At 52.4% G+C, this 13949-nt stretch carries 15 protein-coding genes; 7 read left to right on the forward strand and 8 right to left on the reverse strand.

What is annotated here, in order from left to right; genetic code table 11:
* Positions 1–2 precede the first annotated feature (2 nt).
* Positions 3–1103 carry a cytochrome-c peroxidase gene (locus tag PSE_RS25460; RefSeq protein WP_014290275.1) on the forward strand — a complete coding sequence of 367 codons (1101 nt, stop codon included), beginning with the start codon at positions 3–5 and terminating at the stop codon, positions 1101–1103.
* 50 nt (positions 1104–1153) lie between these two features.
* Here the strand turns inward: PSE_RS25460 and PSE_RS25465 are convergent, their stop codons facing one another.
* The gene (locus PSE_RS25465) at positions 1154–2662 is read right to left on the reverse strand and encodes a malonyl-CoA synthase (protein ID WP_041769212.1); all 1509 of its coding nucleotides are present in this window, start codon (positions 2660–2662) and stop codon (positions 1154–1156) included.
* A 203-nt stretch (positions 2663–2865) separates the two neighbouring features.
* On the opposite strand from PSE_RS25465, the gene PSE_RS25470 reads away from it, so the two are divergent.
* Positions 2866–3606, forward strand: a complete 741-nt coding sequence (locus PSE_RS25470; protein WP_008551168.1) for a trans-aconitate 2-methyltransferase — start codon at positions 2866–2868, stop codon at positions 3604–3606.
* A gap of 70 nt (positions 3607–3676) precedes the next feature.
* Complete coding sequence (locus tag PSE_RS27760) at positions 3677–4186, forward strand: hypothetical protein (protein ID WP_208982377.1); 510 nt, start codon at positions 3677–3679, stop codon at positions 4184–4186.
* A 47-nt stretch (positions 4187–4233) separates the two neighbouring features.
* Here PSE_RS27760 and PSE_RS25480 read toward each other — a convergent pair whose 3' ends face one another.
* The 4 genes from PSE_RS25480 to PSE_RS25495 form a co-directional block, all read right to left on the reverse strand.
* Positions 4234–4848 (reverse strand): LysE family translocator, encoded by a 615-nt coding sequence (locus tag PSE_RS25480; RefSeq protein WP_014290277.1) that lies wholly within the window; start codon positions 4846–4848, stop codon positions 4234–4236.
* Between the two features lie 84 nt (positions 4849–4932).
* The gene (locus PSE_RS25485; protein ID WP_014290278.1) at positions 4933–5805 is read right to left on the reverse strand and encodes an RNA polymerase sigma-70 factor; all 873 of its coding nucleotides are present in this window, start codon (positions 5803–5805) and stop codon (positions 4933–4935) included.
* Positions 5806–5807: 2 nt separating this feature from the next.
* Entirely contained in the window at positions 5808–6239 is a 432-nt protein-coding gene (locus PSE_RS25490; RefSeq protein ID WP_041769213.1) for a carboxymuconolactone decarboxylase family protein, read from the reverse strand.
* 105 nt (positions 6240–6344) lie between these two features.
* Complete coding sequence (locus tag PSE_RS25495) at positions 6345–6800, reverse strand: GNAT family N-acetyltransferase (RefSeq protein ID WP_014290280.1); 456 nt, start codon at positions 6798–6800, stop codon at positions 6345–6347.
* A gap of 316 nt (positions 6801–7116) precedes the next feature.
* Between PSE_RS25495 and yghU the strand changes: the two genes are divergently transcribed.
* The gene (gene yghU / locus PSE_RS25500) at positions 7117–7983 is read left to right on the forward strand and encodes a glutathione-dependent disulfide-bond oxidoreductase (protein ID WP_014290282.1); all 867 of its coding nucleotides are present in this window, start codon (positions 7117–7119) and stop codon (positions 7981–7983) included.
* Positions 7984–8052: 69 nt separating this feature from the next.
* On the opposite strand, the gene PSE_RS25505 is transcribed toward yghU, so the two are convergent.
* A complete protein-coding gene (locus tag PSE_RS25505) occupies positions 8053–8673 on the reverse strand; it encodes a hypothetical protein (RefSeq protein WP_014290283.1) in 621 nt (206 codons plus the stop codon).
* 210 nt (positions 8674–8883) lie between these two features.
* Between PSE_RS25505 and PSE_RS25510 the strand changes: the two genes are divergently transcribed.
* Positions 8884–10419: a YjjI family glycine radical enzyme gene (locus tag PSE_RS25510; RefSeq protein ID WP_014290284.1), complete on the forward strand. Its 1536-nt coding sequence runs from the start codon at positions 8884–8886 to the stop codon at positions 10417–10419.
* A complete protein-coding gene (locus PSE_RS25515) occupies positions 10391–11257 on the forward strand; it encodes a YjjW family glycine radical enzyme activase (RefSeq protein ID WP_050773944.1) in 867 nt (288 codons plus the stop codon). Before PSE_RS25510 ends, PSE_RS25515 begins: the two co-directional genes overlap by 29 nt.
* A gap of 16 nt (positions 11258–11273) precedes the next feature.
* Here the strand turns inward: PSE_RS25515 and PSE_RS25520 are convergent, their stop codons facing one another.
* Positions 11274–11921, reverse strand: coding sequence for a hypothetical protein (locus PSE_RS25520; RefSeq protein WP_014290285.1), 648 nt, complete (start codon positions 11919–11921; stop codon positions 11274–11276).
* Positions 11922–11984: 63 nt separating this feature from the next.
* On the reverse strand, positions 11985–12893 hold the full coding sequence (locus tag PSE_RS25525) for an AraC family transcriptional regulator (RefSeq protein ID WP_008551218.1): 909 nt from the start codon (positions 12891–12893) through the stop codon (positions 11985–11987).
* A gap of 125 nt (positions 12894–13018) precedes the next feature.
* On the opposite strand from PSE_RS25525, the gene PSE_RS25530 reads away from it, so the two are divergent.
* Positions 13019–13846: a cysteine hydrolase gene (locus PSE_RS25530; protein WP_041769279.1), complete on the forward strand. Its 828-nt coding sequence runs from the start codon at positions 13019–13021 to the stop codon at positions 13844–13846.
* Positions 13847–13949: the final 103 nt, after the last annotated feature.

Genomic DNA, 13949 nt, shown 5'->3' on the forward strand with positions numbered 1-13949 from the left:
ACATGCTTAAGAAGATCACTGTTTCCAGGGTGACTGCTGCGGTTTCTGCAGCGGTGCTCCTATTGCCTGCGGCTGGCGCTGTTTTCGCGCAAACTTCTGCAGGTGAGCCGCTTCGTGCCATCTATCAAAAGCCGGTATCAGAATGGCCTGCACCAACCATTGATGAAGGTGTTGAGTGGAGCGAGATGGCTCCGCTGCAGCTACCCATGAGACCTGAGAAAGGTTCAAAGGAGCATCTGATTGCTGCGCTTGGCGCGAAGCTGTTTGATGATCCAATTCTTTCCAAGAGCGGACAGATTTCCTGTCAGAGTTGCCACAACAGGGAACTTGGATGGGCGGATGGCGTCAAAACCTCATTTGGTCATGACCGTCAAAGGGGCAACCGAAATGCACCAGCGGTGATAACTGCCGTGCATCGCCCTTCCCTCTTTTGGGATGGCCGCGCTGCAACGCTGGAGGAGCAGGCACTCGGGCCAATTGAAAATCCGATTGAGATGGCAGCTGAGCTTGATAAAGTTCTTGAGCGGTTGAACACCCATGACGTCTACCCCGAGATGTTTTTCGATGCTTTTGAAGCCAACCGAATCTCAGCGGATCTTCTGGCAACCGCGCTTGCCTCTTTTGAACGCGGACTGGAGCGGAAAACACGGCTGGATCTGTTTATGGAGGGTCGCCACAGCGTCTTGAGCGACAGCCAGATCCGCGGCCTGCATCTGTTTCGTACCAAAGCCCGCTGCATGAACTGCCACAATGGTCCAGCTCTGACAGATGGCAAGTTCCACAATCTTGGCCTGACTTACTTCGGTAAGCCACTGGAGGATTTAGGGCGTTATCAAGTTACCAATGATCCGAAAGATGTTGGTGCCTTCGCAACACCTAGCCTGCGCCATATCCGTAACAGCGCACCTTACATGCACAATGGTGTCATATCTTCACTGCGCAAAGTCGTGTTGCTCTATAACTTCGGCGGCGGTCGCGAGCGGCCGCGCACCAAGAAAGAAGCAGCTGATCCGCTGTTTCCCACGCACTCCAATCTGTTGCAGCCATTGAAACTGAACAGGACCGAGATCGAAGATCTAGTGAGTTTCCTTGAGGCTCTTTGAACCGCAGTTGAACAGTGTTGAGCGGCGATAAAGTACGCCACTCAATCCACCTAACCCGGCTCACTAAATCGCTCTCGCAGAACGTTCTTTTGAACCTTGCCCATAGTGTTGCGGGGGAGTTCGTTTACCACTAGCAGCTTTTGGGGGTGTTTGAAGCGGGCGAGGCGGTCTTTGACGGTTGTCATGATGGCGTCCAGGTCAGGTGTCTGGCCTTTTTCGGCGACGAGAATGCCCAATGGAGCTTCGCCGAAGTCTGCGTGAGGTACGCCGATCACGGCGCTTTCCAGAACGCCGGGTTGCTCATCCAGCAGGAGTTCGATTTCTTTCGGGTAGATGTTGTAACCGCCTGAGATGATGAGGTCTTTGTTGCGGCCAACAATGTGGACGTAACCATCTTCATCCACTTTGCCCATGTCACCGGTGATGAAGAAGCCATCCTCCCGCAGTTCTGCGGCGGTTTTCTCCGGCATCTGCCAGTAGCCTTTGAAGACGTTTCTTCCGCGAACTTCGATGACCCCAATGGCACCTTGCTCCAGCTCAGTACCACTTTCAGGATCAGTGATCTTCAGCTCCACACCCGGTAGAGGGAAACCAACAGTGCCTGCCCGCCGTTCTCCATCATAGGGGTTGGAGGTGCTCATGTTGGTTTCTGTCATGCCGTAGCGTTCAAGAATGCGGTGATTGGTGCGGTCTTCAAATTGGCGATGAGTTTCCGCCAGCAATGGCGCACTACCAGAGGTGAACAGCCGTATGTGGCCTGTCAGCTCTTTGGTGAAGCGTTCATCTCCAAGCAATCGGGTATAGAACGTTGGCACACCCATCATGGAGGTCGCATCCGGCAGCTTCTCGATGATCTTATCCAGATTGAACTTGGGCAGGAAGATCATAGAGCCGCCTACAGCCAAGATCACATTGGTCGCAACAAACAGGCCGTGTGTATGGAAAATCGGTAGCGCATGCAGCAGTACATCTTCCTCAGAAAAGCGCCAGTACTCAACAAGAGTATCTGCGTTGGAAAGCAAGTTATCTTGCGTCAGCATGGCCCCTTTAGAACGACCCGTGGTGCCTGAGGTGTAGAGGAAGGCGGAGAGATCCTGAAGGTCTCGGTCTACTGTTTCAAATGCTGTCGGTTGGCTATTGGCTTCATCCATCAACGTGCCGGTGCCATCTGCGTTGAGCGTGCGTAGGACCACACCTAGCTCATCAGCAAGTACCTGTAGTTTCTCCGCTTTAGCCCCATCACAGACAACCACCGATGCACCGCTGTTATCGAGGAAGTAGGAAAGTTCTTCAACGGTGTAGGCGATATTCAACGGTAGAAAGATCAGGCCAGCCTGAACGCAAGCGGCATAAAGCGCCAGCGCTTGCGGTGTCTTTTCCGTTTGCATGGCCACGCGATCACCCGGCTGCAAACCATGCTTCACGAGCGCATGGGCAAGCTGCGCTGTCATTTCAAGAAAATGTGCGTATGAGATGGTTGTTCCATCAGGCAAATACAGGAAAGGCTTGGTTTTGGATGCATGGATGCCGAACAAACGATCATAAAGCGGGTTCGCCATGTAAGTGCCTTTCTCTGCTGTCGCGAGCCAAGCGGTGGGCCAAAGTCGCACGCTGGAACTGATTCATCCAGATAAGAGTAATGCGATCCTACAGCCCTGAACAGTTGGCACTCCGTCGAGATAGGGTCTGCTCTACCCCCATTTGTCTTGGTGCGGATCTGCGCCTATGCTGCTGGCATTCTCTGAGAAAGCTTTTTTTAAAAATGAATACACGCAATATCTTCACGGACCCTGCTGTCGCGCAGTTTTATGAACTGACACCCCGCGACCGACAGGACCATATGTTCTGTAAATCACTTGCTCGCAACGCCAGGTCTGTCCTTGATCTGGGCTGTGGCACTGGAGAGCTCACCGTACAGCTGGTGAAGGGGCGCCGCGTTGTTGGGCTCGATCCAGCCGGAGCAATGCTGGATATCGCCCGCACTCGTCCCGGTGGAGAGCAGGTGACATGGGTAGAAGGTGACGCCCGCTCGTTTGATCTGGGAGAGACCTTTGATCTTATCTGCCTGACGGGACATTCCTTCCAATTTTTCCTGACTAAAGAAGACCAGCGCGCAGCGCTATCCTGCATTGCAAAGCACCTGAGCCCAACAGGTCAGTTTGTCTTCGACACCCGCAATCCAGACTTTCCGGGCAGGAAGACCCGCAGCAAACAAGAAACGCTATCTCAGTCCATGCATTCGAAACTAGGGCCTATCGAGAGCTGGAACATCTCGGAGTATGATGAGGCAGAACAGATCCTCAGCTTTATCAATGCTTACAAGTCACTGGAGACAGGAGAGATTTTCAGCGCCCCCTCCCAACTCAAATACACCTCACAAAAGAAACTGGCGCAGTTGATGGCTGACACGGGTTTGCAAGTCACAGACTGGCTGGGGGAATGGACTGGAGAGCCCTATCACCCGTTATCGCGTGAGATTATCCCCGTTGGCGGGAAGGCTTAGGTTCTTAAAAACTCACACTCTGGTTCGTAAATCGTCCTCCTTTCTGCAAACAACCAAAAATGAGGACATAATGAAAAGCAAAAAACATCTCACATTTAGTCTATGCGCTTTTATAGCAGCTAGTGCATTCTTCACACAGCCCGCTACGAGTGAAGCAATCTATCGTGGATTACTAGAGGGTGGACACGGTGTCTTGGACCTCAGAGAAAATCGCTTTAATTTCGGAGGAGGAGGCCTCTCTTTCAACAAAGACATGGCACAGATCATGGCAGCACCACAGAATTTCAACTGTGCACTGATGTTGGATACTACCAATCCAATCCCAGTTGTTGGCAATCAATCCGCGATTAATCAATTCCCAGGATTTGACGCGACTTTTGATCAAAACCCACCGGCAATCCCTCAGGGTCATGTCAGCGTAAATGATAATCCAGCAGTTGCAAATCCAGCACGGGCATTCGCAAACCAAATTGCCGATATTGCACGTAACAATCCCGCTACTTTCAATGATGACCACATCGTAGGTGTCCATCTTACAGATGATGAATGTCGCGATAAACCAAAATGGCTTAACCAGTAAATCGTACGCAAGCTAGCTCTACTTCTGCAATAAGCGGAAGTGGAGCCTCACCGCTCAAACCGTGCCAACGCGAGGCCGATGCCGGAACCGATGAAGAGTGTGCCGGTGAGCTTGTGGCGCAGGTGGCCAATGCTTTTGAAGAGCGGTGTTGCAGAGCGGGCGAGAGCGGCCCAACACAGGTCTCCGCCAAAGATAACAAGCAGATAGATCAGTGCAGGCTGAGCCAATGCGTAGGTTGCGCTCTGGTTGCTGACGAACTGAGGCAGAAAGGCTGCGCTGAAGACAAGTGTCTTCGGGTTGATCATAGCAAGCAGCATGCCCTGCCAGAAGAGACTGCGCAAAGGTGTTGCGCTGGCTTGCGCGTTCTCCAGCATATCCGCCCGTTCTCGCCATGATTTGATGCCAAGATAGATCAGGTAAGCCGCACCAGCCCATTTCACCCACAAGAAGGCATCTGCCACAAACGTCAATAGAGCCGTAAATCCAAGCACGACAATGCTAAGCTGAATGGCAACGCCGAGGGTTGTTCCAAGAACAGTCACAGCGCCAAAGCGGAACCCATGGCTGATGGTATTGGCAGCAATGAGCGCAACATTGGGGCCTGGAATGGCCACCAGAGCAGCTGTTGCAATCACAAGCGCAAATATCATCTCAACTGACATGAGTTCCCCTCCCAAACATCAGCGGGCAGTTTGGAAGGTTCTCGCAATGAATGCAAGGCGGGCTTTAGGTGACCTGCCCTTGCCTCACTGAACCGCAGAAAGTTTATCTGGATTGCGCTGCGCGTAGATGGCGTTGACCTTCATCTCCTCATCATAGCCAAAGGTGAAGGTTGTGACGATGCCGCCGCCATCGACTGTCACCAGAGACAGACACGCATTGAGTTCTTCCACCCAGGCTCTTCCGCTGCTTGCCGCTGGCGAGATGGCCTTGTCGATAAAGCCAAGCACCTGCTCCAGCCCCACAAGTGGTTTTGGAATAGCATTGACCTTGCCGCCGCCGTCAGACAGTAGCGCCACATCAGCTGCCAGCAACTGGGAAAGCTGAGAGGTCTCGCCTGTTTCCAGCGCGGATTGGAATGCATGAACCATCTCGCGCTGTTTTTCGGCAGATGCAACAAACCGCTGAGATTTTTGCTGGATGTTGGCTTTGGCCCGTGAAACCAGCTTGCGGCAACTGGCCGGAGTGACCTCCAGAATATCTGCGACTTCCTCATAACTGGAGGAGAACACCTCACGCAGCAAAAAGGCAGCGCGCTCTTTTGGGGCGAGCCGTTCCATCACCAGCAGGAACGCCATGGTGAGACTCTCGGAGAGTTCTACCCGATCCTCGGGTGTGTCCTGTGTTGTGGTGTGCAAAGGCTCCGGCAGCCACATACCAACGTAATTTTCACGTTTTTTACGCGCTGATTTGAGATGATCAAGCGCTTTTCGCGTGCAAACGGTGGTAAGCCATGCCTCCGCATTGGAGATGTCATCATGAATGGCGGATGACCAGCTGAGGTATGTTTCCTGCACCACGTCTTCGGCTTCGGCCGTGGAACCCAACAAGCGATAAGCCAGCCCCATCAGCATGGGTCTGGCCTGTTCAAATGCACAAAGTGATTTATCTGATGTCATGATCAATGGTTCGATATTGCAATCCGGTTCCAAAGGTTGATCATGCCAACCATGGCCGTCATCGTGGAAATTTCCTGATCACTGTAATGCTTTTTCAGCTCCTGGCGAAGACGTGGAAGCTGATCTTCCTTGTTTAGTTCTGTCAGAGCTTCGGTCCATTCAAACGCCAGCTTCTCTTTTTCAGAAAAATCATCGCTATGACGCCAGATGATGAGATGGTCCAGACGGTGATTGGTTTCCCCCGCCTTGCGGGCATCGCGGGTGTGCATCTTCACACAGAAACCACAGCCGTTGATCTGAGAGGCGCGCAGCAGGATGAGGTGATGCAGTTTTTCGTCAAATCCTGTTGCAGCAATAACCTCTTCCACGCCCTGAAGGGCTGCCATAATCTGCGCACCGCTCTCATAGTGATTGATGGTGGTGTGAACGTTCATCGTCATCTCCAGTGATTGTTTTGTTGCGTTCACTGGTTCGACGAGACAGCGCCTTCAGATGTGACGTGGTGCTAAAGAAAAAACGAGGCCTCTGGTCTCAAAGTCCTACAAAGCAGGATGGCGATAGACCAGATCGACAGGATCATGGCGTTCCGCATCCGGGTCAATGACAGCGCCCATACGTTCTGCCAATTTGCGCGAACGCTCGTTTTTTGGGTCGATGTAGCTGACCAGCGTTTTCAGGCCTAGCTCTTCAAAGGCCCATTTGCGCATCCGCTGAGCTGCTTCCAAGGCATAGCCGTGCCCTTCAAAGCCATCATAAAGGAACCAGCCCAGCTCATGTTCCGGAAACAATGGTCCATGATTGAGCCCGACCTGACCAACTGTTTTGCCCGTTGTTTTGTCATCCACCATCAAAGCGCCGTGCCCAAACAAGACCCAATGCGCGATATCATGACTGAAGATGCCCCAGGTCACATGCCTTGACGTTGGGCCGCCCATAAACTGAGAACGATCCGACTGCATCAGCAGCTCATACTGCGGCCAATCCTCAATCGTCATCGGACGGAGGCGCAATCTTTCGGTTTCGAGGGTCGGTATCACAGTCATTTGATCAATCCAGCAATGAAAAAAGGAATCTCTGAGCGTATTGTCAGCGGCGAACAATATTCCGGCAGCTGCTTTGAAAAAAGCAATTTTTAATCTGGCATGTTGGGAACTTTCAAGATGGACTATGCAGCAAGGCGTGTCAGCCAAGACCTTGTTTTTGATGGCACACTTGATTTTGTTAAGGACTCACCCATCTGTTGAGATGAAAAAGACAGCCGCAAAGCTGTCCGTTCCCATTTGCTAATAATCAATACGGAGCCACAATTTCATGAGTGATAAGCAAGAGTATACCCCACCAAAGGTTTGGAAGTGGGAACAGAAAAACGGCGGCCAGTTCGCAAACATCAACCGCCCGATTGCTGGCCCAACCCATGACAAAGATCTACAGGTTGGCAAGCATCCGCTGCAGCTTTATTCGCTGGCAACGCCAAACGGCGTGAAAGTCACCATCATGCTGGAAGAGCTTCTGGCAGCTGGCTTCAGCGAAGCAGAATACGATGCCTGGCTGATCAACATCGGCGAAGGTGACCAGTTCTCCAGCGGCTTTGTTGGCGCAAACCCGAACTCCAAAATCCCGGCACTGGTGGACCACAGCACCGACACACCAACTCGCGTATTCGAGTCCGGTTCCATCCTGCTGTACCTGGCAGAAAAGTTCGGCGCCTTCTTGCCGAAAGATCCGGCAGCCCGCACAGAAGCCATGAACTGGCTGTTCTGGCAGATGGGTTCCGCTCCATATCTGGGCGGCGGTTTCGGCCACTTCTACGCTTACGCGCCAGAAAAGTTTGAGTACCCAATCAACCGCTTTGCTATGGAAGCCAAGCGTCAGCTGGACGTGCTGGACCGCAATCTGGCGGAACGCCGCTTCATGGCTGGCGACGAGTACTCCATCGCAGATATGGCGATCTTCCCGTGGTACGGCGCATTGGTGCTCGGCTCACTCTACAGCGCTGCTGAGTTCCTCTCCGTTGACGAGTACAAGAACGTGAAACGTTGGGCAGAAGAAATCGCTGAGCGCCCTGCCGTTAAACGCGGCAAACGCGTCAACCGCACCTGGGGTGATGAAGACCAACAAGTCCCAGAACGCCACGACGCAAGCGACCTTGACCCAAAACCAGCCTCTGAAAAAGCGTAATCGCGTAGTCAGTACTGAAAAACGCAAAACCCGGCTTCGATGAGGCCGGGTTTTCTCGTATCTACGGCATCACCCACCAATCAGCACAAGAGGTGGTGGGGTGATGCCCTGCTTGTGAGATTTCGTTCTAGAAGGAACTCCCGCTGATGGGCTTTGCCTCACAGGAGTGGGCGCATCTGCGATCTTGTCAAAGTATGAACTGTCATTGACCAGATAAACGTTCTTTTTGTAGGTGTAAGCCAATCGCTCGATCAGTCGGTTAAAGACCCATTCAGGTGAGTAATACTTGTTAAAGCCAATAGATAATGACTCCATCGTACCTTTGCCGGGGTCTCCTGAAACCTCAAACCGGTAAACAATACCCTGAGCTTTCTGGCCAAGGAAAACATAACCCTTTATTCGACCCGTTGCTGATCCTTTAAAGCCGAATACTGTCGAGTATCTCACCTTCGTTAGCACTATGGTCATGTTTTGCGCTGGAGTTCCGGCAGGCACCCACTTTGCACTCTCACGAGCAACCTGATTAAACTTTCGCTTTAACTGCTTTGCCACCAAAGCGCTATGTTCTCCATTGGGAACAATAACTTTGACTTTATTGATGCGATAAGCTCCGCGTTCTTCCGGTGTTTTGGTTGTAACACAACCAGCAAGCAGCAGAAATGAAGCTAAAATAATCAGAAACCGAGCCATATTATGAATACCTGCAATTATATATATGCAATTTACAGTTGCGAAAGTTAAACAGCGTTTAATTTCGAGCAATTGCAGGTCCACTCTCTGATGCCTACTAACCCACCCTGTGCACCATCATTCTTTTCCAATCGGAAATTGCGGTAGTTCAATTCCTCGCCTGTCGCACGGGTTTAAGATTTGTTCCAAAGAGCAAAAAGGAACGAACCCATGTCGGAGCTTCTCAAACGGTTTAAGGGCATTACAGAAGACCCAGGCCTCTCCTTTACGCAAAAGGCGCGTTATCTCTCGCTGGAGGCAGAAAACTCTCTGCCTTATCCTGAGCTTGATGAGGAAACCGCAAAGGCATTGGAAGAGCGCGTTATCTGCGACATGTACGAGGGACATGCGCCTTTCAAACCACGCTATGTGATGCCCGACTATTCCGTTGTTCTTGAAAAAGGCAGCACCTTCCTGGAGCTGGACCCAGCCACGACGCTGGATGAGGCCATCAACTCCCTCATGATTGCCTATCATCACGTGCCATCCGTCACCAACATGCCGGTGTTTATTGGCCGCCTCGACAATCTACTGCTGCCGTATTGTGATGATGTCAGTGATGAAGACCTTTACAAGAAACTGAAGCTGTTCTGGCGCTATCTGGACCGTGTCCTGCCGGACGCTTTCATGCATGCCAATGTGGGGCCAACGGATAACCGCGTTGCCCGCACCATCATGCGCATTGATGCCGAGCTGAAGCAGATCGCTCCGAACCTGACCTTCATCTGGGATCCGAACGTCAGCTCTGACGAAATCTTCTCTCAGGCTTGCGAAAGCATTATTGAATGCTCCAAACCGCACATCGCCAATAACCCACTGCATCAACCGCTGTTTGACGAATACGGCTACGGTGTTGCCAGCTGCTACAACGTGTTGCCACTGTGTGGTGGTGCATCCACGCTCACCCGCATCAATCTGCGAGAAGTGGCGCGTCGCTCCAAAAACACGGCAGACTTCTTCGAGAATGTTCTGCCGAAATACATCGACCTTAACTTCCGCCTGACTGAAGCGCGGATTGATCACCTCTTCAGCAAATCTGGTTTCTTTGAAAGCTTCCTCGTGAAGGAAGGTTGGATCCGTAAAGACCGCTTCACCGCCATGTACGGCATCTTTGCCATGGCGCAGTGCGTGGACGAGCTGCAGGCCAAGGAAGGCCGTTCGGGTAAATACGGTCATGATGAGACTGCCAACCAGCTTGGACACCGCATCTCCAGAGTGCTTTTCGAAGCTGTTGAAGCACGCCCAATGGAAAATTGTTGGCAAGGCAAGGCTATGCTGCATTCGCAAGCCGGCCTCAGCGATGATGATGGCTGCACACCGGGTGTTCGCATCCCTTATGGCAGCGAGCCAGATCCAGTCACGCATGTACAGGCACTGGCAGAACACCATGCGTTCTATCCATCCGGTGTTTCAGAAATCCTGACACTGGACGAGACCATCGAGAACAATCCGGCAGCGTTGGAGCAGCTGGTCAAAGGTGCATTCCAACTGGGCTTCCGTGAGTTTTCTGCCAACGTCTCCAACAATGATCTGGTGCGTATCACCGGTTACATGGTCCGCTTGTCAGACATCGCAAAGTTCAAGGAATGTGGCGGGTCTCGCATCAACACAACTGTGCTGGGCGCCGAAGCGGCTGATAAAGGTAAAATACTGGAGCGCGCACCGCGGGTGATGAGCCATGAACTTGCCCCTCGCTACAGTCAGTAAGGTTTTAAAGTTCTCTTGCGTGGATGGGCCGGGCAACCGGCTTGTCCTGTTTCTGCAAGGCTGCAACTTCGCCTGCCCAACTTGCCACAATCCGCATACCATGAAGCTATGCAACGACTGCGGTGACTGCGTGCCAGAGTGCCCAACCGGCGCTCTGACCATCGTGCAAGGCAAGGTGGTACATGATCCAAGCATTTGCGACCAGTGTGATAAGTGCTTGGACGTCTGCCCCATCAATGCCAACCCTAAGGTGACACAGTACAGAGTTGATGATGTTCTGGCTCTGCTTTATCAGAACAAACCATTCCTGAATGGCATTACCATTTCCGGCGGTGAGGCAACTACGCAGCTGAAGTTCATCATCGCTCTGTTTACGGCTATCAAGTCCGATGAGAAGCTAAAGGATCTCACCTGCTTCATCGACAGCAACGGCTATCTGCCTGAAGCAGCATGGAAGACAGTTCTGCCTGTTACCGACGGCGTGATGCTGGACATCAAAGCCTTCGACAACACCCTGCACAGCCTGCTCACCACGCGCCAAAACGAACGCGTTCTGGCCTCCGCCAAGCTGCTCTTCGAGGCCGGTAAGCTGCATGAACTGCGCTATCTGCTCATTCCAGAACGCACCGATAACCCTGAAGAGATCAAAGAACTCATCAGTTTCGTAGAAGCCCTGAGCACTGACCTGCCCTTACGCCTCAACGCCTACCAACACCACGGCGTCAAAGGCGAAGCCCTCACATGGCCCACGATGAAGGAGCCAGATGTGGAACGCATCGCCGCGGAGTTGCGGTCAGCGGGGCTGACGAACGTGGTGACGCCAGCGGTCTATATTTGAATGCTGTTTAGCGTGGTCAAGTCAACACCATCATCGCACTAGTGTAGAAATTTCTGACTTCCATTACCCATGGTACCATTGCGAACAGAAAGACTGGCACGCGCAAAAATGGCTTATTCCATCGCTCGGTAATCAAACCAACAATCGCCGGTATCAGTAGATAAGTCGCAAGCATCATGACGGTTAGTGACGAAAAAGCCGTCCAATATGTAACCTGCGTCTTGTAATAATCTGCGACACCTAAATTTGACCAAATCCACACCCAGTAAAAAGGGCTGCAGCCTGCAAACATCAAAGCAAAAACAGCAACTGCACTTCGTACTTCGAAATTCTTTGCCAGTGTAGAAATCGAAGGCTTGAGCAGGCAAACAAGAGCTAAACATACCAATGTAAAAGGCAATCCTAATTGTAGAAATTTCCCAGCCTGTACCCATGGAGCATCAAGACTCGAAATTGCCTCAACTTCATTCAAAGAGCCTTGTACAACAACAATGCCAAGTATCTGCACTACACTGACAGCGAGAAATTCTTTAGGCTTAAGCAAGCGCAACGCAATAAGCATGATTGGAAACGTGAAAATAATTAGGTCACGTGCACCAAGCTCTGAAAAACGAGCCAACGCTTCCCACGCGGTAAAACTCGCGACACTCACAACTTCCAACATCTTCAATCACCAAATGCACAAATAAAGTCGTAGCGATGATAGGCGTTTAAGCAGTTGCTGCAATTAATTTTTCCGCTGCATCCGGAACTTCTGCGGTGAGATGCCGATGGCGGCTTCGAAGGCGCGGGAGAAGGCACTGCGGCTGCGAAAGCCGATGAGGTGGGAGACGCGCTCAATAGGGTGGTCGGTCTCCAGCAGCATGGTGGCGGCACGGCGCATGCGGACATCTCGCAGCAGCTCCATAGGGCCACTGCCATAAGCTTCCTGAAAGCGTTTAGCAAAGCCGCTGCGGCTCATTCCAGCAAGGGACGCGAGGCTTTCCACGGAATGTGGCTCGCCCGGTGTGTCGAGGATATGGCGAAGCACTGGCCACATGCGTGGGTCACGCAGCGCGGCCATCCATTCCAGTCCGCCATGCTGATCATTGAAACGGCGGCGCATCAGCTCGATCATGCATTGCATCAGGAGTGCGCGTACCATGGCAAGGCTGCCCGGCGCCGGGTTGGCGAGTTCCAGAAGCAATCGGCGGATCGGCGCTTCGCAGGCATCTTCACCGGCCTGATACTCAACAATCGGTTCCTGCACCAGATCAATCAGATTTTCCATTTGCCGCAGACTGAGCGAAATGCGGGAGCAGATGGCGATGAGCTGGCCTTTGTCCTGGCTTTCACTGCTATGGATCAGATGCGCCATTTTCAGCTTGTCCGGATTGCAGCTGGGGATCGGGTCCTGAACCTGCCCAAAACTGCGCAGCACGTGCTTTTTGAGCGCGGGCACAAGGATCAATGAGCCTTTGCGCACGGGGATCGCGGGACGTCCAGGAAGCACCAGCTCCCCTTCCCCGGCCAGCACATAATGCAAGGTCGCCAAAGGATCTTTGTCCAGATCGAGGTCACAGGCGCCATTCAACTCACACAGAGCAAACGGGTGAGCCTGTATCTCCATTTCATCAAGAATAAAATGCATATCCATGCAGTCATCTATAACGGCCCAAGCGATGGAATGATACATATCAAGACGAAAAGGTACCAATTTTGGACCATAAGGCACATGGCATCTCCCATCTTCTCATCATCAAACATGAGAAGGAACAGACGATGTGTAATGACCATGATCACAAGAAAACACTCAGCCGCCGTGATGCTCTGCGCGGTGGCCTGACCGCTGCTGCAGCTGTCGGTGGTGCGGCAGTTGCGGGTGTCGCCCACGCCAAAGCACAGGACAAAGTGAAAGACCCATACGCACCACCAGCAAAGTCTGTTCTGCCTCCAAGTGACATGAAGCTGGACCTGAGCCGCGCTGCACTTGTGGTGACTGACCCTCAGAATGACTTCCTGTCTCCTGATGGCGTAACCTGGGGCGTTGTAGGCGAGAGCGTGACCCGCAACAACACCGTGAACAACATCGAGCGTCTGTTCAAAGCTGCAAAGGCAGCGGACATCACCGTGGCTGTTTCTCCTCACTACTACTACCCAACTGATCACGGTTGGAAGTTTGAAGGCGCACTGGAAAAGCTGATGCACAACATCGGCATGTTCGATCGCAAAGGCGCTCTCAATGTGGATGGTTTTGAAGGTTCCGGTGCGGACTGGCTGGACGTCTACAAGCCTTACATCAACGACGGCAAAACCATCGTTACTTCCCCACACAAGGTCTACGGCAACGACACCAACGACCTCTCCCTTCAGCTGCGCAAGCAGGGCGTGGATCAGGTGATCCTGGCTGGCATGTCTGCAAACCTTTGCACCGAGAGCCACATGCGTGAGCTGATCGAGCAAGGCTTTGAAGTTGCTGTGGTGAGTGATGGCACAGCGGCAGCTGTTATTCCGGATGGCGATGGCTATCTGGCCGCTCTGACCAACTTCCGCTTTATCGCGAACGCCGTCTGGACAACGGACGAAGCTATTAAGCTGCTTCAGGCTTAACCAACAAACGCACCGCCTACCTCCTCAGGGCGGTGCGTTTTTGCTTCTCCCAAAACGAACACCCGGATTTGAACTGCACTTCCTTATAGTTTCAGGTAGATAA

It is taken from the genome of Pseudovibrio sp. FO-BEG1, from assembly GCF_000236645.1.
Classification (GTDB): domain Bacteria; phylum Pseudomonadota; class Alphaproteobacteria; order Rhizobiales; family Stappiaceae; genus Pseudovibrio.

Excerpts from the sequence above, each read along its gene's own strand:
- PSE_RS25460 (WP_014290275.1), top strand. The coding sequence starts at position 3 with ATGCTTAAGAAGATCACTGTTTCCAGGGTGACTGCTGCGGTTTCTGCA.
- PSE_RS25465 (WP_041769212.1), bottom strand. The coding sequence starts at position 2,662 with ATGGCGAACCCGCTTTATGATCGTTTGTTCGGCATCCATGCATCCAAA.
- PSE_RS25470 (WP_008551168.1), top strand. The coding sequence starts at position 2,866 with ATGAATACACGCAATATCTTCACGGACCCTGCTGTCGCGCAGTTTTAT.
- PSE_RS27760 (WP_208982377.1), top strand. The coding sequence starts at position 3,677 with ATGAAAAGCAAAAAACATCTCACATTTAGTCTATGCGCTTTTATAGCA.
- PSE_RS25480 (WP_014290277.1), bottom strand. The coding sequence starts at position 4,848 with ATGTCAGTTGAGATGATATTTGCGCTTGTGATTGCAACAGCTGCTCTG.
- PSE_RS25485 (WP_014290278.1), bottom strand. The coding sequence starts at position 5,805 with ATGACATCAGATAAATCACTTTGTGCATTTGAACAGGCCAGACCCATG.
- PSE_RS25490 (WP_041769213.1), bottom strand. The coding sequence starts at position 6,239 with ATGAACGTTCACACCACCATCAATCACTATGAGAGCGGTGCGCAGATT.
- PSE_RS25495 (WP_014290280.1), bottom strand. The coding sequence starts at position 6,800 with ATGACGATTGAGGATTGGCCGCAGTATGAGCTGCTGATGCAGTCGGAT.
- yghU (WP_014290282.1), top strand. The coding sequence starts at position 7,117 with ATGAGTGATAAGCAAGAGTATACCCCACCAAAGGTTTGGAAGTGGGAA.
- PSE_RS25505 (WP_014290283.1), bottom strand. The coding sequence starts at position 8,673 with ATGGCTCGGTTTCTGATTATTTTAGCTTCATTTCTGCTGCTTGCTGGT.
- PSE_RS25510 (WP_014290284.1), top strand. The coding sequence starts at position 8,884 with ATGTCGGAGCTTCTCAAACGGTTTAAGGGCATTACAGAAGACCCAGGC.
- PSE_RS25515 (WP_050773944.1), top strand. The coding sequence starts at position 10,391 with ATGAACTTGCCCCTCGCTACAGTCAGTAAGGTTTTAAAGTTCTCTTGC.
- PSE_RS25520 (WP_014290285.1), bottom strand. The coding sequence starts at position 11,921 with ATGTTGGAAGTTGTGAGTGTCGCGAGTTTTACCGCGTGGGAAGCGTTG.
- PSE_RS25525 (WP_008551218.1), bottom strand. The coding sequence starts at position 12,893 with ATGGATATGCATTTTATTCTTGATGAAATGGAGATACAGGCTCACCCG.
- PSE_RS25530 (WP_041769279.1), top strand. The coding sequence starts at position 13,019 with ATGTGTAATGACCATGATCACAAGAAAACACTCAGCCGCCGTGATGCT.